Origin of the sequence: Photobacterium kagoshimensis (genome assembly GCF_050337045.1) — a bacterium.
In the GTDB taxonomy this organism is placed as follows: Bacteria; Pseudomonadota; Gammaproteobacteria; order Enterobacterales; family Vibrionaceae; genus Photobacterium; species Photobacterium kagoshimensis.
Map to the genome: position 1 here is coordinate 256,174 of NZ_JAKJSO010000008.1, position 18,038 is coordinate 274,211.

The following is an 18,038-nucleotide window of genomic DNA, read 5'->3' on the forward strand; positions in this document are numbered from 1 at the left end:
GCAGTGTAAGGAATATTTTGTTAGCAGAATGTATGAAGCAATCACGCGCTTTACTAAACAGTGTTTAGTAATAAATGCGATCTTTCGACAGGGTGTTGAGTAAGGTTTAGACTATAAGCGGTCTTTGTATTTATGCTCGTTCCAGTACCAATTCAGTAAGTTAAAGCCTATAACACCAATACAAAACACGGCTGAATACGCCGCAAATTCAGCAATAGAATGGAACGAAGTGGTGAGTCTTTCCTGATTAAAAGAAGCCACAATAACATTACCAACCAATGCATAACATATTGTTGCAACAGTGGTTTTTATAACGTGCTGGGATAGCCCTTCTTTTCTTATCATTCTCCATCGCTGAAAATCAATATCAGGGTCTCTCATCGCAGCCGCCATTTAACTTTATGCATTAAAAAATAAGTGCATGACGCTGTGCCTTAAATATAAAGACTACACCGTCTTTGTCATCAACACTAAATCCCACGGCTTACGATTAAAAGAACGTCACCCTTTTTCCAACGACGTGATCTCAAAACCTAACGATAAATAACACGCTTTCGCAGCGTGATTGTGATCAAATACGAAAATCATCACCTGCTTCTAACGTTAATTTTGAGTTAATCTCAAATTCGCCTCCCTAAATGCATTCGACCTCAGCTAAAGGACAGGCTTTATTCAGCATGGCCTTGATAACGTTAAGCTGATGTTCGGGTACCAAAAAATTTAAAGCCTTATCACTTTTATTAAACAGCGTCACGCAAACGCCTTGTGGTAATTGGATTGCGTACTCAATACGCACAATATCCGATGCAGGAATAGATTTACCACGTAACCTCAGCACTCTTTGGGCTGCAAACTGACGAATACAAACATGATCGTCTGTTACTTCAAGAATACGGTGACTGTCGTTGACGGCATCGTTGAATCGAGAACTCACATAAGGAAAAACAAAAAACATCAAAAGTACAATAACGCTAATTAATAATACATCCATCAATGCTTACTCATTAAAATAACAACATTCTTTCATGCTTGTTAGCCTCCTAATACACTCACGTTTACTCGGGAACCCCACGCAAACTCAGCCTATTGGTTAATACTGGCTAACTTATTGCCGTCGCTAACAACTGATGTAGCTCTGCCAACACAGCATGGCTAATAACACTTCCTTTAGGGGTTTGAGTCCAAACGAAAGCGACACAATTTAAAACAACTGTTACCCATAGTATCAACTTAAACGGTTGTTTTTTGGTCTTATGTCGCAATTTTCTTTGTGCAATCAATGCACCCGGCCAACCACCTATTAAGGATAATAAGTGAAGGGTACTTTCTTTCGTTCGCCACTCACCTTTCACTGCCGCCCTTTTATCTTTCGCGTACACAGCAAAAGTCAAAAGGCTTAGAACAATATAACTCGATAAAAATTCAACTGGGGCGTGAGAAAATAATACAGTGCAGGTAACAAACACAAGATAAACCGCACTGATACCGAAATTTAATGACTTCATAAAGGGAAAAATCTTAATTGCATTTGAAATACATTATTGGGTTCCAAGTATCATGCCATAGCAAAGTGTAAACAAGATAATTTAATCATTTGTTGCTAATTTTTACACGCTATAGTTTACCAAAACACGACAACTAGGTTTCTATATAGATAGCTTTAACTCCAGCTCTCGATCTTCAATATAATTACCCGTTAGTTTAAAACCCACGCTTTCGTAAAACTGCTGAGGCCCACCGTTATCAGGAACAACACTGGTCGTGAGTTCTTTAGCATTAAAAGTTGCTTTTAATTCGTTAACAATAAGCTGAATAGCAGAACGACCTAACCCTGCTCCCTGATAATCCCCATCTATCATAAAGCGCCACAGATAGAAGGTGTTTTCTTCAGGGCGAGCATCAATCATCACAAACCCGACTGGAGCTTCGTTAAGATAGATACCTCTCATCCATACGTAATCAGAGAAGTTAGCTTCAGCCATTGATATGGCATTAGTATCTACGTAACCCTCCTGTTCCTGCTTAACCGATAATTGGCAGATAGCATAGAAATTGGCGGCGTTTAACTCTTGTAACCTTAATTCGTCATGGCTAATCACTGGCATTGTCCTTGTGGCTCAAACGGAAAGATTGTTTCATCAAACTGCATTATCAGAAAACCAAAATACATGAGCGACATAGAAACAAAAATAATGTTCGTTAACTTTACTTGTCGGTTTGGTTAATCTTATGTTCCACATTTAACGGGTGTGTAACTGCAGTAAAGCGATTAATGTTAGTAGCACGTTAATAGCAATAATAAGCGAGACAAGTCAGTGAAAATACTCATTCAATACACGCAAACAGGTAAGTACAAAGATCATGCGTGGGAATCACTAACCCTAAAAGCAAAAGGTGAAGTACAAGCGGTAACACCATCTTACGCCGCTCAACTTATCGACCAAAATAGAGCGAACTTATTCACGACAGATAAAGAAAGTATCGTGATTCAACACTAGCTTTCGCTTTCATGAGCTCTCGCCCTCAGAGCTCATGCCCTTCTTAACTAGCTCACTACTGGGTATCACACAGCTTTGTCGCTCTGTGGGAAATGCTTTTAATATACTGATGTTACATTTTAATTAGCGCTTCTTTTAACACTTCACCCAAGGCTTTATGCTTGAACTTAGTATGCTTACTGGCAACGTCAGTAACATCAAGGTTAGTAATAGCGGTATGGGTTTTATGCTCTAACGCATGTAAACCAATCGGTGACTCACGAAATAACGTCCCCGCTTTGTAGGCGTATTTTAGTACCGAATCTGTCTTACTCATGCAGTTGATAAAAACTGTGGTCGCGTGTTTATCAAAAACCGTATTCCACAATTTAGAATGTGATGACACCGCACCCGCTAACAAATAGCATTTGCTGACTTTGTTGGTTGTTACTTTTTCCATCGTGTGGCGAATAATACGCGCGCCCAGTGAGTGTCCCATCAAAACACAACCCTTTAATTCAGGTTCTTGCTCTATCAAATCAGCCAGTGCAGTCCCAACCACTTCGGTTTCAGTAAACGCTTTTCGCCAATGGCCCGATACTTTATTGATCGCAGAAAAGCCTGCCACTCCTAATTTTTTGATTAATGAGTCTTGCGTAGTCACACTTGGCATTAACTGAATTAGGCCATCATCCAGCAGCAAGTCGCTCAAGTTACCCGCCTTCCATTTCACATGGATCACTTTGTGTTCAGGGTATAAGGTATCGACAATTTCTAGCCAGTCAGAAACATCACAACCTTTGCCCGACATAAAACCGTTAATCACAAGTATTGTTGGCGCAGGCTCTTGCTTACCTTCTCGAATAACGCACAACTCAACGGCAGCGCTTGGATCGGAGGTTGGTTGATTGTGATTAACACGGGGTAATGCCGCTTTAATGGCTTTGAGTTTACTGAGCACGGTTATTTGGGTTCCTTTGTTTAGTTAAACTAGCTAAGAATTCGCTGAAAGATGAACGTAATGACAGCCATGGCCGCAATACCCATGTTAAGCAATAACATCTTCTTTTGATGGCTTCGCTCAATTGTAAATTGCGCTTCCATTTCTTGCCTGTGTTTAGCATGTGCTTGGTCAATGGTTTCTAACACTTCTTTCTTTACATTTTCTGCCGCTTTTTGAATACGCTCATCAACAAGATCCAGCATAGGTGCTAATGCTTTGGTGTCTAGCGACTTCGTTTCTAAATCTACCGTTTTCGCATTATCGACAATCGCTTGGGCTTGCTCGGCTGAAGTGTTGAACTTATCCAAAGCGGATTCAATCTTATCTAGCATTTATATCCTTGTTTTACAATGACTTATGCGTTATATCGCTGATCAATTCATCATATCGACTGGCTATTCTATCGGGTAAGCTTTCACATATTTCTAAGTTAATTGCGATAAACTCATCCCATGAAAACTGCGCTGAATAGTTCTCTCTATACTGCAACTCAACCTGACAAATATCGGGTCTTTGTTCATAGATCCGACAGCGCCTTGTCGCGGTATCAAGGTGACGACATATGCCGTCACCTCGGCTCAGTGGTAATGTTATTTCTGACAAATGAACATTTGCGCAGCACTTACCGCAGCCATTGCATGGAAAAGGTTTGAGATTTTCGGTTAGCATAAGCTCTTCAACCAACTCCGCGTGCTATCTAAGTTACCCGCTTCAAATGGTAATTCAATATCGCGCTTTTTTATTTCTTGCGTAAGGATCAAACCTTTCTCGTATTCGCTATTAACCGCCACCAAGCTGTCAGTAAATTGTGCTAACTCTTGTGGGGCTAAATTAAATTCAAGGGCAGCCAACTCCACCAAATAGCGATCTAATTCTGCATTCACTTTTTGGAAGTATTCTAAAGTGCGACGCGCTTCGCTTTTAAATTGATTAAGGAAGTTCCAGATCTTTTGCATCATCTCACTGTGATCCAAAAAGTAAGTCAACCCTAATGTCATTAGGCCTGTGGCAATAGCGCTAATGAATGATGCAAGCTCAGAGCCAAAAGGGAATGTCATGACAGTTGCTAGGTGTTGGTTCAAAATAACCCCCATAGCGACTGCGACACCCGTTGATAAAATACGGGTCACTTCACGCGCTAAATCGCCAGCAGATAGCTTACTTGGGTTAAAGAACACCATTTTGGCCGCTGACACTAAGCTGGTCCACATTTCTCGGATCAACTTACCAATCAACTTTTGAGTCGTGAAAAAGATATTCATGACTGTGGTGGTCAAGCTAGAAAGTACACCACCGATGGCGCCGTCTTTGAACTCGGTAAGAATGTCTTTAAAGCGTGCTTTAATTCGCGTCCAAATATCGACCGCCATTTTCTTTAAGCGGTCAAGAAAACGCTCCAAGGTAAAGTTACCCTGTGCATCTTTGTACAGTGATGGAATGTGTTCTTTTAGCTCAAACCAAACTTCAGCCATGATCATGCCGAGTGCTTGGCGCATCCCCATTTTAAAGCCTGATTTTGCAGACTCGACTGCAGTACTTTTGAAAAACTTGCTGCTAGTGTAATACGTGGCATTGATCTGACCATCGTATTGCTGGCGGGCTTGGTGATCAGCTTCGCGCATTTTGTCATGATCAAGGCTTTCTAATGCCTCGATATGTGCTTTGTCTTTGGTAATCGAATCTTCAACTTTACGTTTTTCATGACGTTGCTGAGGCGTTGATGTTGGCATTGCTGCCAGTTTCTCGCAATTTTGTGCAACTTTGGCTTTTTTATTCTCTATAGTACGTGGCAGTACATCCCCTAAAAAAGCATCCATTGAGTACGCTGACTTTAGGTTATTAACGTATGAATGGGTTGATTGAAAATTCGAACTTTGGTTAGCAAGTTCAACGCCATCTAACCCTGCCAGCACGCGACCCGCATCGTTATGAACTTCATGCGATGAGATGATGTGGTCAAGCTGGCGATTCTCATTTTGCGCCATATTTTGATCACGATAAGCATCGTATAATTTCCCTTCTTGATGTAACTGCTTATCCGCTGCGCCTCGGTTTTTATATCTACTGTCAGCGTGGTAACGATCAACTTTTACCGCTTTGCCTTTACTGTTGAACACTTGATTACCATCTGCATCAAGCTTCGCTGGCTTGTAAGCACCTTGGTTTACATATTCCTGTTTTACTTGTTCAGAAAGGTGAATATCGGTTTCACCACTGTGGTGTTTACGCACATTATGAATGGTGGCAACTTCGCCGCCTTTCTTATCTTCAAACAATAAAAAATCAAGGCCAAACGAGGTCACTAAACTTTGAACGACGGTTTTGTGTAGTTCTTCGGTTAAGTGAAAATCAGTACGTAAAGAGACAGATGTTGCAGACATGAATAACATACTCCAGAGCGAGAAAGGTGGTCTAAACACCACCTTTAATTACACCAACCTAAATAATCATCATTAATTAGCAAGGCTGGTATTAGCCATTAATCGAATTGTTTAGAATCAAATTTCGCTTTCGCAAGCATTTCATCAATAGCTGCACTGTTAATTACCTGCATGCCTTCTTTATCTGTTTCAATTTGGACAACGTTATCTTTAATAATAACTTTACCTGTGCTATCTAACTTAGGTTTAAATAATGGCGTAGTAATAATATCTGTCAAAATTGCAGCCACTTGGTAACCGTTCTGGATAATTTGAATAATATCATTACCAAAGGCATCAATATTAGCACCTGTTTTAATCAAGTGATCCATCGCTTTTAAGCTGTCGAAGTACTGAAGGAACACTTCATAAATACGCTGGGTTTCAGTATTAATTTGAACAACATAATCACGGGTTTTATTGAGCTGATTACGGCCTTGGGACATTTTTTCAATAGCGCTATCTACTTCATCACGTGTTTTGCGGGCATCACTTAATGCTTCTTCCGCATGCGCTGCAAACGCCCACCCTGCAATCGCCATAATAGGAGCAGCAACAACGCCACCCAATACCATCGCGCCACCAGCCATGCCAAAACCGCCCGCCGCAAGAGAGCCACCACCAATCGCGGCCATCGTCGCGTTATAGGCCGCCGCACCAGAAAGTGCGGCAATGGGTGTACCTGTTGAGGCTGCAGCCAATGCCATTACACCACCATATACCGCGTAAGCCGCTGCTGCGCCACCAATGCCTGCACCTGCAACTTTGCCTAGATAAGCTGTTGTCGATAGTGCTAACCCATCAATTTTATCTAATTTGTGCTGAGGGAAATCAAGCGTGACTTCTTTTGAGCCTGCTTGGTTAAGTTTTTCAAGTAACTTATCTGCAATCGTGCGGAATTCTTTAAAATCTTCGCCAACCTTAAGTTGCAATTCACCCAGCTGGGTAAGACTCGCCGTCGTACGTTCATTCACTTTATCGAACAATTTTTTATCGTTCTCGTAATCGTTTTTCGCTGATTCTAAAATATCATTAGCTAACGATTTATCTTGGTAACCATCGTACCCTTTCTTTGCACCAAAACCTGCGGCTGCAACTGCAGCTCCCGCTAAAATGAATGGTAATGCCATACTGCGTCCTTACTAATTAATTATTAATATTTTTGTTAAATCACTCTGATATATACAGAGTAAAAAATCTGTACAATGACTTGATATTACTCGACGCCAATGACTCACTAACAGGTGAATAAAACTCACTATGAAAGTCATTTTTATTCATTGTGTTTGTAATAGACCTAACGCGAGCTTTATTTTCTATAACTTACATTCCAAATATCATCACCAAAGCCTCTCACCCACATTTTCAACCTGAGTGAATCAATGACTGTCGCGGTAATGGAATAATGCTGTTCGTTTTCTTCTGTTATTTGATCATGTGACAATGGTGTCTCTAATAAATGAAAGCCTGCCTGCTTGGTTATATCGAAGGTTACTTTGCATTTATCCCCTTCGCCAAAACCAAACCGGCCATCTGCGTCGTATTGACTTAATTGAAAATCTTTTGGCCGTTCAAAACCAAATGAAGAAACGACTGCCTTATTTATTCTGTGCAAAGCTAAAGCTCGTTCATTGTCGTAGCCATCAAATCGGCACACTAAATACATTCGACACCCTTGCTGTGCCAGCCCCAGTGGCATCACAAGCGCCGTGCGTGTTTGCTGACGAGCATTGTGATATTCCAGGTTCAATAACCTATCTTTGTACAAGGCTTCGCTAACGGCTTTAAAAACAGCATCATCCAATTTTGGTGGCAATAACGGCTGGGTTTCACTCACCACCCTGACTTTTTTTAGCCAATTTCTGTCTTTGCTGTTGTCACAACTTGGGTTGAGCTTATGCCTTGCTTCGGCAAAAAAGCCGTCTAATGATGACATCACATTCGCAGGTAATAAATTCGTTAAATACTCTTCAGCCATGCTCAACAGTAGTGCTTCATGCGAGCTAAGATTCGGCATGGCGAGCCCTTCACCACTCTTATTCCAAGAATAGCCATAAGGCTTACTGCGTTCATCGCGCGTGATATTAAAATGCTCGCACAAGGTTTCTAAGTTACGTTGTATCGACCGAATATCTCTTGTGATCCCTATACTTTCTAATTGTTCACGAAGTTCACTGGCCGTCACCTTACGCGATCTGGGTATACGTTTTAGTAATTCAAATGCCAACGCGACCGACTCTTGAGTGCTTGCTCTCTTCGCCATACTGCTCAATTACCCTGTTGATACCATGCAAAAAGACGCTATGTCGTTGTTGTTATGATTATTATCATTATGAGTGCGACATAATGTGACGCATATTATACATATTTAAAAAACAAACAAAACACCATACTGTAAATTGTACTTTTATTGCGAGCAAAAAAAAGAGCCTCTGAATAAATACTCAGGGGCTCTTTCTCGATTTTTTACTGCATTTTATTAGGTAAATCTACAACTTTAGTCACTTTGTAAGTGCAGCATCAACATCTAACACATCATTAATACGTTATCCGCTAGCGATAATACGTCAATACCAACCTTACACCGACAACATCTAGATCACATTAAACACCAAATCAACTAACACCATAGTGGTAAACATTTACAATATTGATCTAAATCATTTTCATAACGAGTAATCTTGAGGCATGTTAATAATGCGTTAACAATCAACAGAGGGTTAAAATATGCCATTAAAACAAGACTCGCGATGCTACACGGACGTTTGTGTTAACGGTAAATGGTTCCACCACGATCACTGCACAACCAAAGCTTACATGCTCAAAGGCGGCGCATCTTCTGTTATTGAGCTTGCCAAAATGCCAACAACTGAAAATGAATTAATCGATTTACTCGCCGATACATTTTAATGACTGCGAAACCCTATTCGGTAACTCAGTATTCTCTTTTCAACGGCGAATGTTAATAATCAGAAAATGCCAACCGTAAACATTCATACTCAATATGGTACGTCCCTATCATATTGAGCAGCTTCTTGTTATCGCTACTTATCTTTATTATCGTTTTTATGATTTTCGATCTGCCCTAGCCCTAAAAATTTCAAGCCAATGCTGAGTAACAAGATCGATGTTGGTAGTACTAAAATATCCCAACTAATGCTATCGAAGTTGATTAACACCAACTCCAAAAACTTTACAAATAAGATTACGATGATCACTTCAGCCAATATGTTTTTTAGATGGCCGATGTTAGGTGTTTTGATCCAACGAAGAACTTTAATTTGTTTGTTTTCGTCTTCTTTGTTGGCAATAAACAGGGTGTAAACACCATGGGCAAAAATGAATAACACTAAGGCTACAAGAAAGGTATCTAGTGATTTTATCAAGTATGAAATGGCAATATCAGCGGTGTCTAAGTGCGCTAAGCTTGCTGGTGGTATTTTGTTAAGGGCGAAAACAGCAAAAGCCGAATAGGTTTTCGCAGCTCCCATCACAAACAGCAAAAATGAAGCCAGCATAGAACAAATGATAGCGATCCAGCTGACATGTCGGAATAAGTTGAATGTTTGTTTCATAAGTACGCGCTCACAGGCTTAATTGATGCCGTCAAGTGTATGCGTAAATATGGCGTGTGATAATCCCATCCATATGACAAACATTATTACCACACAGTAACAATTAGCTATTGTTTAGTGCTTGTTGTAGGCACTCAACAAACATAGATATCTTGGTTGCTAAATGTTTTCTGCCTGCATGGAAAGCATATAGCACCAAGTCTTCTGGCTGCGCTTCTAGCTCGACTTTTTTGAGTAAACCGGCGTTAATTTCAGCAGCACATGACCATTGCGGTAAGATTGAAAAACCTATGCCAGCTAAGGCTGCCGATCTCGCCATGGTGCCACTGTTAACTTTAAATGATGACTTCACATGCTGATGAACATGCTGTCCTGTACTGTCTTTAAACACCCAGGGCACGCCATTTAATGCTGTTAGGCTAGTGATACAAGGTAACTGGCTGAGTTCAGCAAGCTTATGGGGCCGCCCGTAGCGCTCAATAACACTCGGGGCTGCAACAACCACACTTGGGTAACGCTTGATCTCTTTCGCTATCCAGCCACTATCAGCTAACTTTCCTCGGTTGAACGTCACAACCAAATCATAACCATCAAGCAAATCTTCTTTGGGGCTCAAACTTGTTTCACACAAGAAAGAGATTTCTGGATATTGAAGGCAAAATGAGACTGCGGCATCAGCAAGCATCGGGATATCCGGCATTAACACTTTAAGCTGTCCAGATACTGCTTGAGAGTGATAGCTGATTTCCTTAAATGCATCATTCAAGGCACCGACTAAGTTAATCGTTGAGCCATACAGCTGTTCACCAAACTCTGTTGGTGTGACACGACGTGTGGTTCGATTCAACAAGCGTACATTTAGTTGTTCTTCAAGTAAGGCGACATGACGGCTGACATTAGAAGTCGGCATGCCAAGGTACTCTGCCGCTTGTTTAAAACTGTTGTTTTCATACACGCAGTGAAAGCTTCTCAGCCACTGCTGATCGATTTGGTCAATCATAACTATCCCATTTTTTAGGATTATAAAACCTATTTAGACGACTTTATCCTACGACACTAACGCTTACAATTGTTGCTTTCTCTTGATAAGAAGCAACCATGAAAATACTACTTAACCGACTGAAAGTTAGTGACATAAGCCTCATTTTCTGCTGTTTTTCGCTACACTTTTTAATTGCTATCGATATGCTGATCATTGTTCCGTTTAGTGCATCAATCGCATTAGACACAGGAACATCCAGTGCTCAAGCGGGGTATCTCACCGCCGCTTATGCTTTATCTGCTGCAGTGATCAGCTTAATAATGAAGTGCCGTAAAAATGTAAACCATGAGCAAAAACGCATCCTGCTTTTACTTGCTGGGGTAACCATCACTACGCTGCTGGTGTCGGTATTCAATGACTTTTATCTCGTCCTATTCACACGGCTCTTAACAGGCATATTTGGTGGGGCTTTGGCTGTTGTTAATTTGAATTACCTTCTTTTAGCTTCAAACGACAGTAATAAAAAGAAAAACACGGCGATTTTACTCAGTGCCTTCCCTTTGGCGCTCGCACTCGGTGTGCCTTTGCTTTTATTTTCAACATCAGCGACAAACTGGCAGCTAGGTTTTCAGCTGCTTGGTGGTGGGTTTACCTGCCTTTTAATCTTATTTGCGCTTTACCACCATTACCAGGATTCAGCAGGAGCAGAATCCACAGCCTCACTAGCTCCTGCACTTTCAACGTCCGAGCCACCAGCGACTCACAAGGCTTTGCGCTTTGCTCTGCTTATTATCACTAGCGCTGTGGTGAGCACTTTCATTGTTTCGACGCAATACCCTGTGATGTTAATTACCACACTCAATATTCCAGACTCACTGCTTAGCTGGTGCTATACCGTTAGCGGAATTGGCTCTTTTCTAGCGATTCAGGCTTATGCCAGAATCTCTTTGCAAAACCGTTCCATTAGCTATGTGATTACCTTACTGTCTATCGCTATGTTGGTTGCCATTCATCTTGGTTTTAGCACTTTAGAGGTTGTTTATGCTGCGATAACCTTCATCGTATTTGTTATTGCAAGCTCGGCCAGAACCTTGATCATTACCACTGAACTCATCAGCTCTCTGACTGTGAATGACCGAGTAAAAATGATTGGTCTTCAAGGCGCAGTTCAACACTTTTCTGTTGGGCTTGGTAGTACCATAAGTAGTACTCTGATAACCTTAGGTTCAGATTTATCCCCTGATTTTACTCAAGTTATCACTGTTGCTACCGCTTTAATCATGCTAACTCCCATTCTGTGGTGGAGGAATAGCGGCAAAGAGACACACTCTAGCGATAAACCTCAATCAGCTAACTCTAAATAGTAGAAGGACGTTATGATAGTTACAGCATTAGTCGACAATTCCCGCTTAGAAGATAGACCTGACTTAGGCGTTGAGCGTGGGTTAGCAATCCACCTTAATACTATGGGTAAACAGATCTTATTTGATGCGGGCAGCGGTCAGACTTTTTGCGATAATGCAGCGCAACTAGGTATTCGCATGCAAGACGTAGATGCAGTAGCTATCTCTCATCGTCATCACGATCACTGTAACGGTGTCAGCCATTTCATTGATCGTAATACATCCGCACCAATTTATTTTAGAGATTGTGAAAGCCAAGGTTATCGGTTCAAAGCCTTTGGCTTTAGCAGTAACGTCGGCATCGACAAAAGCTTATTCGACAAGCTCTTCTTCGGAAAAAACAATACCCAGCTTAACTTGATACAAGACACCACCGAGATACTGCCGAATGTATTTTTGATCACGAATATCAATCAAAAATACCCTCAGCCAAAGGGCAATCAATACCTGTACACCGAATCAAAGCATGGCTGCCAACACGATAGTTTTGATCATGAACTCATGATGGTAGTGAAAGAAAAGGATGGGCTTATTGTGTTTACAGGGTGTGCGCACAGCGGTGTACTCAACATGATCGATACAGCGGTCACGCACTTTCCTGATAGCCGCATCAAAGCCGTTGTCGGTGGTTTTCACTTAGTGGGTTTACCCGTGTTCAATAGCATTGGCGGCAGCAAAGAGGACATTCGAGACATTGGACGTCAGCTTCTCACCTACCCTATAGACAAGCTCTACACTGGGCATTGCACCGGCATGAAAGCGTTCGGGCTACTCAAAGAAATATTGGGCGATAAGCTTGAGCACTTACCAACAGGAAGAAGTGTCGTTGTGTAGCTGAACGACTTACCTTATACCTCTCCGTATAATTAGGCAGGTTTAATACTGCCTTTATTCCTTTGATTTCATTTGATTACTTCGTGATCAAATCGACGTTATTACATTTGGTAACACATTACCGTATATGGATGGATTGACTACCTTTCCTGTCTAATAATACGGCTTAGAGGAAATTCTTATGCTGCTTACCAAAGAAAAAGGCAAAACGTTTCAGTTCCCAACCGCCTTTACCATTTTATTTATCATTACTCTATTTGCGATCGGTTTAACTTGGCTTGTCCCTGCGGGCTCTTATTCCAAGCTGTCTTACGATTCAGGTCAAAATGCACTCCATGTCTCTAGCCCGATGGGCGAAGTGACCACAGTGCCAGCGACACAAGCCGAGCTAGAAAAGCTCAACATCAACATAGGTATCGACCAGTTTGTTAACGGTACCATCCGCAAACCAATTGCGATTCCCGATACCTATGAGCAACTGGTTCAATCACCCAAAGGTTTCAGTGATATCGCCATCGCGATGGTGGAAGGGACAGTTGAAGGCGCTGACATTATTGTCTTCATCTTGATCTTAGGTGGCATGATTGGCGTGATAAACAAAACCGGGGCTTTTAATGCAGGATTAGTTAGGCTGTCGGAGAAAACAAAGGGGCGAGAGTTCCTATTTGTTGCCATTGTTTGTGTTGTGATGGCACTGGGTGGCACCTCTTGCGGACTCGAAGAAGAAGCCGTCGCTTTCTACCCTATCCTTGTGCCTATTTTCTTAACGCTTGGCTTTGATTCAATCGTTTGTGTTGGCGCGATTTTCTTAGCCGCTTCCATTGGTACCGCCTTCTCAACCATTAACCCATTCAGTGTGGTCATCGCCTCTAACGCGGCGGGTATTTCCTTTACCGAAGGGATTGGCGTGCGTACCTTTGGCTTAGTTGTCGGTATTATCACAGTGATCGGCTACCTGTACTGGTACTGCAAAAAGATCAAAGCTGATCCTTCATTCTCTTATACCTATGAAGACCGAGAAGCTTTCAGCGAGCGTTTCCTGAAAGGCAAAGACCTGAATGAAAAAGTGCCATTCACGCTACGTCGTAAGGTTATCCTAGGCTTATTTGCCATTGCATTTCCGATGATGATTTGGGGCGTGTCGACGCAAGGTTGGTGGTTTGGCCAAATGGCGGCATCTTTCCTTACTATTGCCATTATTATTATCTTTATCTCAGGCCTTAAAGAAAAAGAAGCGGTTGAAGCCTTCACACAAGGAGCGTCTGAATTGGTGGCAGTGTCACTGATCATTGGGATGGCACGTGGGGTTAACATCATTCTTGAACAAGGTATGGTGTCTGACACCATTTTGGCATGGGCGTCTGAATTAGTATCAGGTATGCACGGTAGCGTGTTTGCTGTCTCGCAAATGTTTATTTTCTTCTTGTTAGGCTTGGTTGTTCCGTCATCATCAGGCTTGGCTGTGTTATCTATGCCTATCATGGCACCGTTGGCAGACACGGTAATGATCCCACGCGACATTGTGGTTTCGGCTTACAACTGGGGACAATACGCGATGCTGTTCCTTGCCCCTACAGGCTTGGTACTGGTGACCTTGCAGATGCTCGATATTCCATTTAACAAATGGGTCAAGTTCGTACTGCCTATCGTTATCTTCTTATTGGGCTTTGGCTCGTTATTGCTGGTGGCGCAAGTAATGATGCTTTAACTCATTTAAACAATAAAAGAAGCACGTCTGGAAGATAAAATAAAACGAAAGGCTGTTGAGAAATGATGCACACTCAGTGGATTTCCTCATCAGCCTTTACTGTATTATGTATACAAAAGCAGACACAAGCTAAAGCTCACTAGAACTAACATTGTCGTCCAAGAAAATACGCATGAGCCGAAGGTGAGGCGTCACAACCTAAATATTCACGGTTCAGGTTGCTCGCCGCGACTAAGGTTGAACCAGAGCCAAAGAATGGGTCAATAACCAATTCACCTTCATGAGAGCTTTGGCTGATCAGAGCTTCAAGAAGCGGCACTGGCTTTTCTGTCGGATAACCACGATACACTCGCTTATGCGCCAAAATATCCGGCATGCCTAAGTCATTCAGTTTCCGTTTACCCTTTTCAAAGAATAGGATGTATTCATGCCTAGCTCGATAATGGTAACCCATTCCAATACTGACTTTATCCCATATTATCGGCTTCCAAAATTTAAAACCGACACTCTCAGCTATGGGTTTGGCGATAAACATCGTTTCTTGATCGCAAAAAAGATAAAAATGAGAACCGTTTTTTAAGACACGATATATCTCCTGAAACAAGTGTTCAAATCTTGTATTTGGAAATATATCAAACCATTGATTGCTTGATGACTTACTCACTTTCAAACGAGTAGTCGTACCAATTTTTCGATGCTTCTCTAAAGATTCATACGGCGGATCTGTTATCACTAAATCAACACTCGCATCTGCAAGTGTTGACAGCCAGCTAACAGCATCATCATTAAATAAACGCATTAAGTTCTTACTAATCTATTGAGTGGCAAATTCGCCATGAAGATAACGAGCGACAAGCCACATCCTCTAATTGCTGACAATCATAACAGCCTTGTTGTTTGCCGTCAGATTGTTAACGCAGCCATCTTCATATTTGGCTTGGCTGTTAGCGAAAAAGTCGCATTACTCTGGCTATTTGATAGAACGACTATCAGTTTACTTTTTGCAACTTCGACGGTTTAGGCTTTACACCACCAAAAACATTAATTAGCGCACCAAGAATAATTAATGACCCACCCGCTAATGTCCATTCTGATGGCGTTTCATTAAACACCAAAACACCCAAAATTATCGAGAATACTACTTGCACATACGAGTATGCAGTGGCTTTACTTGCAGCGACCGTTTGCATTGATTTAGTCAGGCCAACTTGCCCTATCTGAGTGAAAATACCCACAAATAACAGTAAGAATAAAGCTTCTGTATTCGGCATCACAAAGTCATTACCCAACAAAACGATAGAAAATGGCAAGGCGATTAGTGGAAAATAGAAAATGATAACTGAACTGTCTTCTGTCTTACTCAGCCGCTTTACAATCACATAGGCAACCGCACTACCCAGCGCACCCAGTAATGCAACAGCCACGCTAAACATAGGTAGTTCAGCTGCACTTTCAACAGACAAGCTAGGGCTCACAATTAACCCTAAGCCTAAAATACAACATGCGATACAGATAGCTGTCGATGCTTGTACTCTTTCACGAAGAAATACCAAGGCTAAAATGGCCGTAAAAACAGGGTGCATGTACTGCAGAATTGTCGCTTCTGCTAAAGGTAATGTCGCCACAGCGTAATACACACAGATCAAGGCAAGTGACCCCGCAACACCTCGCGCCACCAGCAATTTCTTATTATTACCCCAAACGGAAATTCTCTTTCTTTTTACATCTGCGTAGCTAATAAACAGTGAAACAATCGCCCTAGCCGCCACAATTTCAAACACAGGAATGCCATGTGTACTAACCAGTTTTACGCAACTAGACATAAGTGCAAAAGCCAATGCAGATACCAGCATATATCTGACACCAACGGGAATAAAATTCATAAACTGAGTAGGCATAAATCCGTAACTATGTGATGTGTATAGAAGATGTGATCTTATGGAACTGAGCGACGGAATGGAAGGGAAAAACAAGAATAACTCTTCTCACTTTAGCTACGTTTGCGATAAGCCACAGACATAATGTTGTCCCTATTCCGTCAAATAGCGTATACCTTAGTTGCTTATTTAAACTTTTATTTAGCTTGATATTTTACTATTTCCGCATAAAAAACAATAAAGCGACCTGAATTTTATTTTCTTAATACTAAAGTGGCTTTGTTGCGTAATCAAATTTGAGTTATTCAGACATTATTGATGGCCTTGATATGTTGAGATTGCCTAAGTTAGCCGGCCTCCATTATCTAACATCTTTACAGGCAACATGTTATCCACTAAGAATTGATAAAAACGCAGGTCTTCAATTAAATCCGAATCTGATAATTCAAAATCTTGATATATTGCATTCGAATAACGGAATCTAACTGTATGTTCGAATCTTTTTGTTTGATGATAGAGAATTTCTTTAACTTGGGGCAAATCAATAACAACCCCCATCAATTTAAACTGATTATCCTTAATTTGAATTTCTGCTGATTGCTTAGTATTAGCGGATAAATAATCCATCGCCCCTGATAAAATAACGAATAAAGAAATATAAGCGATTTGATATTTAAACGGTTCATGAACCAGAGATACAATATAATAAGCAAACATTGCACCATATGCAATTCGCATGGCAATAGTATGGGCTAACTTAAAATTTACAATTTTCCTCTGTCTGATTAGTTCTTTCATAAATTCCTTTATCAACATAACGCTTGATACTTATGAAGCCCCACAAAAGAGGCTCCAATCACTCATGGACTCGATATTTATCAGTGGCACTGCCATCAATTTTGTTCGGTCAATGCACACCTATTATCTTAGTCGATTGGGCTGATATTCACGAATACGAACGACTCATGGTACTAAGAGCACCTATTGCTGTAGCAGGCCGTTCTGTTACGCTTTTCGAGCAAGCTTTTACAAAAACTACAACCTACTGCTCAGACTCCAACGGAATAGAACCAGCTATTTCGCCGTTTTCAATTACAAAGAGCATATTGGCTATTGGAGCATTACCATAGCTATCATCATTCCACGCGTGATTATGCAAATAAATAAACTCACTTAACAACTCTTCAGGTGCATCTTTAGAAATCACCATTAAACCTGTTCTTCTAGCAATTGACACCAACAATTGTTTTGCGCTTAGAATTTCATGAGCTTTTAGCATTTGTTTTTTAGATAAAATAGCCTCGCTACTGAAAGGCAGTCCACTAGCAGTTAATACTTTATTATCTAACGAATTGGATGGTGTAAAGATGACATCCATAGCATCAATATTTTCAAAGGCTTCATTTACCGTGGCATTTACATCAATTTTTTCACTATCTTGATGAGTTAAAAAAATGAAGTTATCTGGCGTATCGTATCCAAAACCGATAACAACCTGTGGTGATTCTCTCGGCCCAACCAAAATCGAATAAACAGCACCATGTTTGATACCGACCCAGTCACCTGATTTAATTATTGGATAGAATGTTCTTTCTTTTAAGTCTATTAAAACTTCCTTTTCTAATTCTTTTGGCAACGTCTCTATTTGCTTTTCTGCCATAACAACTCCTGAAAACACCGTAATTAATAGTAGTATTATAATCTTTATTGTAAACTCCTTGCCATATCTAAGATATATAAGGCCCTGTTTTATCACTTC

Annotated in this window: 21 protein-coding genes and 1 pseudogene; 6 read left to right on the forward strand and 16 right to left on the reverse strand. The window is 41.1% G+C overall.

Annotated elements, in window-relative coordinates:
* Positions 1 to 111: 111 nt before the first annotated feature.
* The 4 genes from L4C35_RS01715 to L4C35_RS01730 all read right to left on the reverse strand — a co-directional run bounded on the left by L4C35_RS01715 (position 112) and on the right by L4C35_RS01730 (position 2,099).
* A complete protein-coding gene (locus tag L4C35_RS01715; RefSeq protein WP_428461253.1) occupies positions 112 to 393 on the reverse strand; it encodes a hypothetical protein in 282 nt (93 codons plus the stop codon).
* 241 nt (positions 394 to 634) lie between these two features.
* Positions 635 to 991, reverse strand: a complete 357-nt coding sequence (locus L4C35_RS01720) for a hypothetical protein (RefSeq protein WP_428461254.1) — start codon at positions 989 to 991, stop codon at positions 635 to 637.
* 109 nt (positions 992 to 1,100) lie between these two features.
* A complete protein-coding gene (locus tag L4C35_RS01725) occupies positions 1,101 to 1,505 on the reverse strand; it encodes a DUF1294 domain-containing protein (protein WP_428461255.1) in 405 nt (134 codons plus the stop codon).
* A gap of 141 nt (positions 1,506 to 1,646) precedes the next feature.
* Positions 1,647 to 2,099, reverse strand: coding sequence for a GNAT family N-acetyltransferase (locus L4C35_RS01730; protein WP_428461256.1), 453 nt, complete (start codon positions 2,097 to 2,099; stop codon positions 1,647 to 1,649).
* Positions 2,100 to 2,315: 216 nt separating this feature from the next.
* Here L4C35_RS01730 and L4C35_RS01735 point away from each other — a divergent pair, with 216 nt between their 5' ends.
* Positions 2,316 to 2,498: a hypothetical protein gene (locus L4C35_RS01735; RefSeq protein ID WP_062692886.1), complete on the forward strand. Its 183-nt coding sequence runs from the start codon at positions 2,316 to 2,318 to the stop codon at positions 2,496 to 2,498.
* Positions 2,499 to 2,610: 112 nt separating this feature from the next.
* Here L4C35_RS01735 and L4C35_RS01740 read toward each other — a convergent pair whose 3' ends face one another.
* The 6 genes from L4C35_RS01740 to L4C35_RS01765 form a co-directional block, all read right to left on the reverse strand.
* A complete protein-coding gene (locus L4C35_RS01740; protein ID WP_428461257.1) occupies positions 2,611 to 3,438 on the reverse strand; it encodes a DUF726 domain-containing protein in 828 nt (275 codons plus the stop codon).
* 29 nt (positions 3,439 to 3,467) lie between these two features.
* Positions 3,468 to 3,812, reverse strand: a complete 345-nt coding sequence (locus tag L4C35_RS01745) for a hypothetical protein (RefSeq protein ID WP_428461258.1) — start codon at positions 3,810 to 3,812, stop codon at positions 3,468 to 3,470.
* A gap of 13 nt (positions 3,813 to 3,825) precedes the next feature.
* Positions 3,826 to 4,149, reverse strand: coding sequence for a YkgJ family cysteine cluster protein (locus L4C35_RS01750; RefSeq protein ID WP_428461259.1), 324 nt, complete (start codon positions 4,147 to 4,149; stop codon positions 3,826 to 3,828).
* A complete protein-coding gene (locus L4C35_RS01755; protein WP_428461260.1) occupies positions 4,143 to 5,861 on the reverse strand; it encodes an ATPase in 1,719 nt (572 codons plus the stop codon). Before L4C35_RS01755 ends, L4C35_RS01750 begins: the two co-directional genes overlap by 7 nt.
* A 98-nt stretch (positions 5,862 to 5,959) precedes the next feature.
* Entirely contained in the window at positions 5,960 to 7,030 is a 1,071-nt protein-coding gene (locus tag L4C35_RS01760; RefSeq protein ID WP_428461261.1) for a chemotaxis protein, read from the reverse strand.
* A gap of 179 nt (positions 7,031 to 7,209) precedes the next feature.
* Positions 7,210 to 8,163 (reverse strand): helix-turn-helix transcriptional regulator, encoded by a 954-nt coding sequence (locus L4C35_RS01765; RefSeq protein WP_428461262.1) that lies wholly within the window; start codon positions 8,161 to 8,163, stop codon positions 7,210 to 7,212.
* A 464-nt stretch (positions 8,164 to 8,627) separates the two neighbouring features.
* Here L4C35_RS01765 and L4C35_RS01770 point away from each other — a divergent pair, with 464 nt between their 5' ends.
* Complete coding sequence (locus L4C35_RS01770; protein ID WP_428461263.1) at positions 8,628 to 8,810, forward strand: hypothetical protein; 183 nt, start codon at positions 8,628 to 8,630, stop codon at positions 8,808 to 8,810.
* Between the two features lie 134 nt (positions 8,811 to 8,944).
* On the opposite strand, the gene L4C35_RS01775 is transcribed toward L4C35_RS01770, so the two are convergent.
* On the reverse strand, positions 8,945 to 9,475 hold the full coding sequence (locus tag L4C35_RS01775) for a YqhA family protein (protein WP_428461264.1): 531 nt from the start codon (positions 9,473 to 9,475) through the stop codon (positions 8,945 to 8,947).
* A 103-nt stretch (positions 9,476 to 9,578) separates the two neighbouring features.
* Positions 9,579 to 10,475, reverse strand: a complete 897-nt coding sequence (locus L4C35_RS01780) for a LysR family transcriptional regulator (RefSeq protein WP_428461265.1) — start codon at positions 10,473 to 10,475, stop codon at positions 9,579 to 9,581.
* A gap of 98 nt (positions 10,476 to 10,573) precedes the next feature.
* Here L4C35_RS01780 and L4C35_RS01785 point away from each other — a divergent pair, with 98 nt between their 5' ends.
* The 3 genes from L4C35_RS01785 to L4C35_RS01795 all read left to right on the forward strand — a co-directional run bounded on the left by L4C35_RS01785 (position 10,574) and on the right by L4C35_RS01795 (position 14,402).
* Complete coding sequence (locus L4C35_RS01785) at positions 10,574 to 11,821, forward strand: MFS transporter (RefSeq protein ID WP_428461266.1); 1,248 nt, start codon at positions 10,574 to 10,576, stop codon at positions 11,819 to 11,821.
* 12 nt (positions 11,822 to 11,833) lie between these two features.
* Positions 11,834 to 12,694, forward strand: a complete 861-nt coding sequence (locus L4C35_RS01790) for an MBL fold metallo-hydrolase (protein ID WP_428461267.1) — start codon at positions 11,834 to 11,836, stop codon at positions 12,692 to 12,694.
* A gap of 181 nt (positions 12,695 to 12,875) precedes the next feature.
* The gene (locus L4C35_RS01795) at positions 12,876 to 14,402 is read left to right on the forward strand and encodes a YfcC family protein (protein WP_428461268.1); all 1,527 of its coding nucleotides are present in this window, start codon (positions 12,876 to 12,878) and stop codon (positions 14,400 to 14,402) included.
* 145 nt (positions 14,403 to 14,547) lie between these two features.
* Here the strand turns inward: L4C35_RS01795 and L4C35_RS01800 are convergent, their stop codons facing one another.
* The 3 genes from L4C35_RS01800 to L4C35_RS01810 form a co-directional block, all read right to left on the reverse strand.
* The gene (locus L4C35_RS01800) at positions 14,548 to 15,201 is read right to left on the reverse strand and encodes a DNA-methyltransferase (protein WP_428461269.1); all 654 of its coding nucleotides are present in this window, start codon (positions 15,199 to 15,201) and stop codon (positions 14,548 to 14,550) included.
* A 190-nt stretch (positions 15,202 to 15,391) separates the two neighbouring features.
* Complete coding sequence (locus L4C35_RS01805) at positions 15,392 to 16,300, reverse strand: DMT family transporter (RefSeq protein WP_428461270.1); 909 nt, start codon at positions 16,298 to 16,300, stop codon at positions 15,392 to 15,394.
* Positions 16,301 to 16,621: 321 nt separating this feature from the next.
* Entirely contained in the window at positions 16,622 to 17,077 is a 456-nt protein-coding gene (locus L4C35_RS01810; protein WP_428461271.1) for a hypothetical protein, read from the reverse strand.
* A gap of 69 nt (positions 17,078 to 17,146) precedes the next feature.
* Between L4C35_RS01810 and L4C35_RS01815 the strand changes: the two are divergent.
* Positions 17,147 to 17,310: pseudogene (locus L4C35_RS01815) on the forward strand (IS4 family transposase); the annotation flags it as partial.
* A gap of 11 nt (positions 17,311 to 17,321) precedes the next feature.
* Here L4C35_RS01815 and L4C35_RS01820 read toward each other — a convergent pair.
* Complete coding sequence (locus L4C35_RS01820) at positions 17,322 to 17,939, reverse strand: hypothetical protein (protein WP_428461272.1); 618 nt, start codon at positions 17,937 to 17,939, stop codon at positions 17,322 to 17,324.
* Between the last annotated feature and the right edge of the window lie 99 nt (positions 17,940 to 18,038).

Coding starts and splice junctions, on each gene's coding strand:
- L4C35_RS01725 (WP_428461255.1), bottom strand. CDS start 1,505: ATGAAGTCATTAAATTTCGGTATCAGTGCGGTTTATCTTGTGTTTGTT.
- L4C35_RS01820 (WP_428461272.1), bottom strand. CDS start 17,939: ATGGCAGAAAAGCAAATAGAGACGTTGCCAAAAGAATTAGAAAAGGAA.
- L4C35_RS01780 (WP_428461265.1), bottom strand. CDS start 10,475: ATGATTGACCAAATCGATCAGCAGTGGCTGAGAAGCTTTCACTGCGTG.
- L4C35_RS01800 (WP_428461269.1), bottom strand. CDS start 15,201: ATGCGTTTATTTAATGATGATGCTGTTAGCTGGCTGTCAACACTTGCA.
- L4C35_RS01805 (WP_428461270.1), bottom strand. CDS start 16,300: ATGCCTACTCAGTTTATGAATTTTATTCCCGTTGGTGTCAGATATATG.
- L4C35_RS01775 (WP_428461264.1), bottom strand. CDS start 9,475: ATGAAACAAACATTCAACTTATTCCGACATGTCAGCTGGATCGCTATC.
- L4C35_RS01745 (WP_428461258.1), bottom strand. CDS start 3,812: ATGCTAGATAAGATTGAATCCGCTTTGGATAAGTTCAACACTTCAGCC.
- L4C35_RS01715 (WP_428461253.1), bottom strand. CDS start 393: ATGGCGGCTGCGATGAGAGACCCTGATATTGATTTTCAGCGATGGAGA.
- L4C35_RS01755 (WP_428461260.1), bottom strand. CDS start 5,861: ATGTCTGCAACATCTGTCTCTTTACGTACTGATTTTCACTTAACCGAA.
- L4C35_RS01765 (WP_428461262.1), bottom strand. CDS start 8,163: ATGGCGAAGAGAGCAAGCACTCAAGAGTCGGTCGCGTTGGCATTTGAA.
- L4C35_RS01760 (WP_428461261.1), bottom strand. CDS start 7,030: ATGGCATTACCATTCATTTTAGCGGGAGCTGCAGTTGCAGCCGCAGGT.
- L4C35_RS01750 (WP_428461259.1), bottom strand. CDS start 4,149: ATGCTAACCGAAAATCTCAAACCTTTTCCATGCAATGGCTGCGGTAAG.
- L4C35_RS01810 (WP_428461271.1), bottom strand. CDS start 17,077: ATGAAAGAACTAATCAGACAGAGGAAAATTGTAAATTTTAAGTTAGCC.
- L4C35_RS01720 (WP_428461254.1), bottom strand. CDS start 991: ATGGATGTATTATTAATTAGCGTTATTGTACTTTTGATGTTTTTTGTT.
- L4C35_RS01770 (WP_428461263.1), top strand. CDS start 8,628: ATGCCATTAAAACAAGACTCGCGATGCTACACGGACGTTTGTGTTAAC.
- L4C35_RS01790 (WP_428461267.1), top strand. CDS start 11,834: ATGATAGTTACAGCATTAGTCGACAATTCCCGCTTAGAAGATAGACCT.
- L4C35_RS01795 (WP_428461268.1), top strand. CDS start 12,876: ATGCTGCTTACCAAAGAAAAAGGCAAAACGTTTCAGTTCCCAACCGCC.
- L4C35_RS01785 (WP_428461266.1), top strand. CDS start 10,574: ATGAAAATACTACTTAACCGACTGAAAGTTAGTGACATAAGCCTCATT.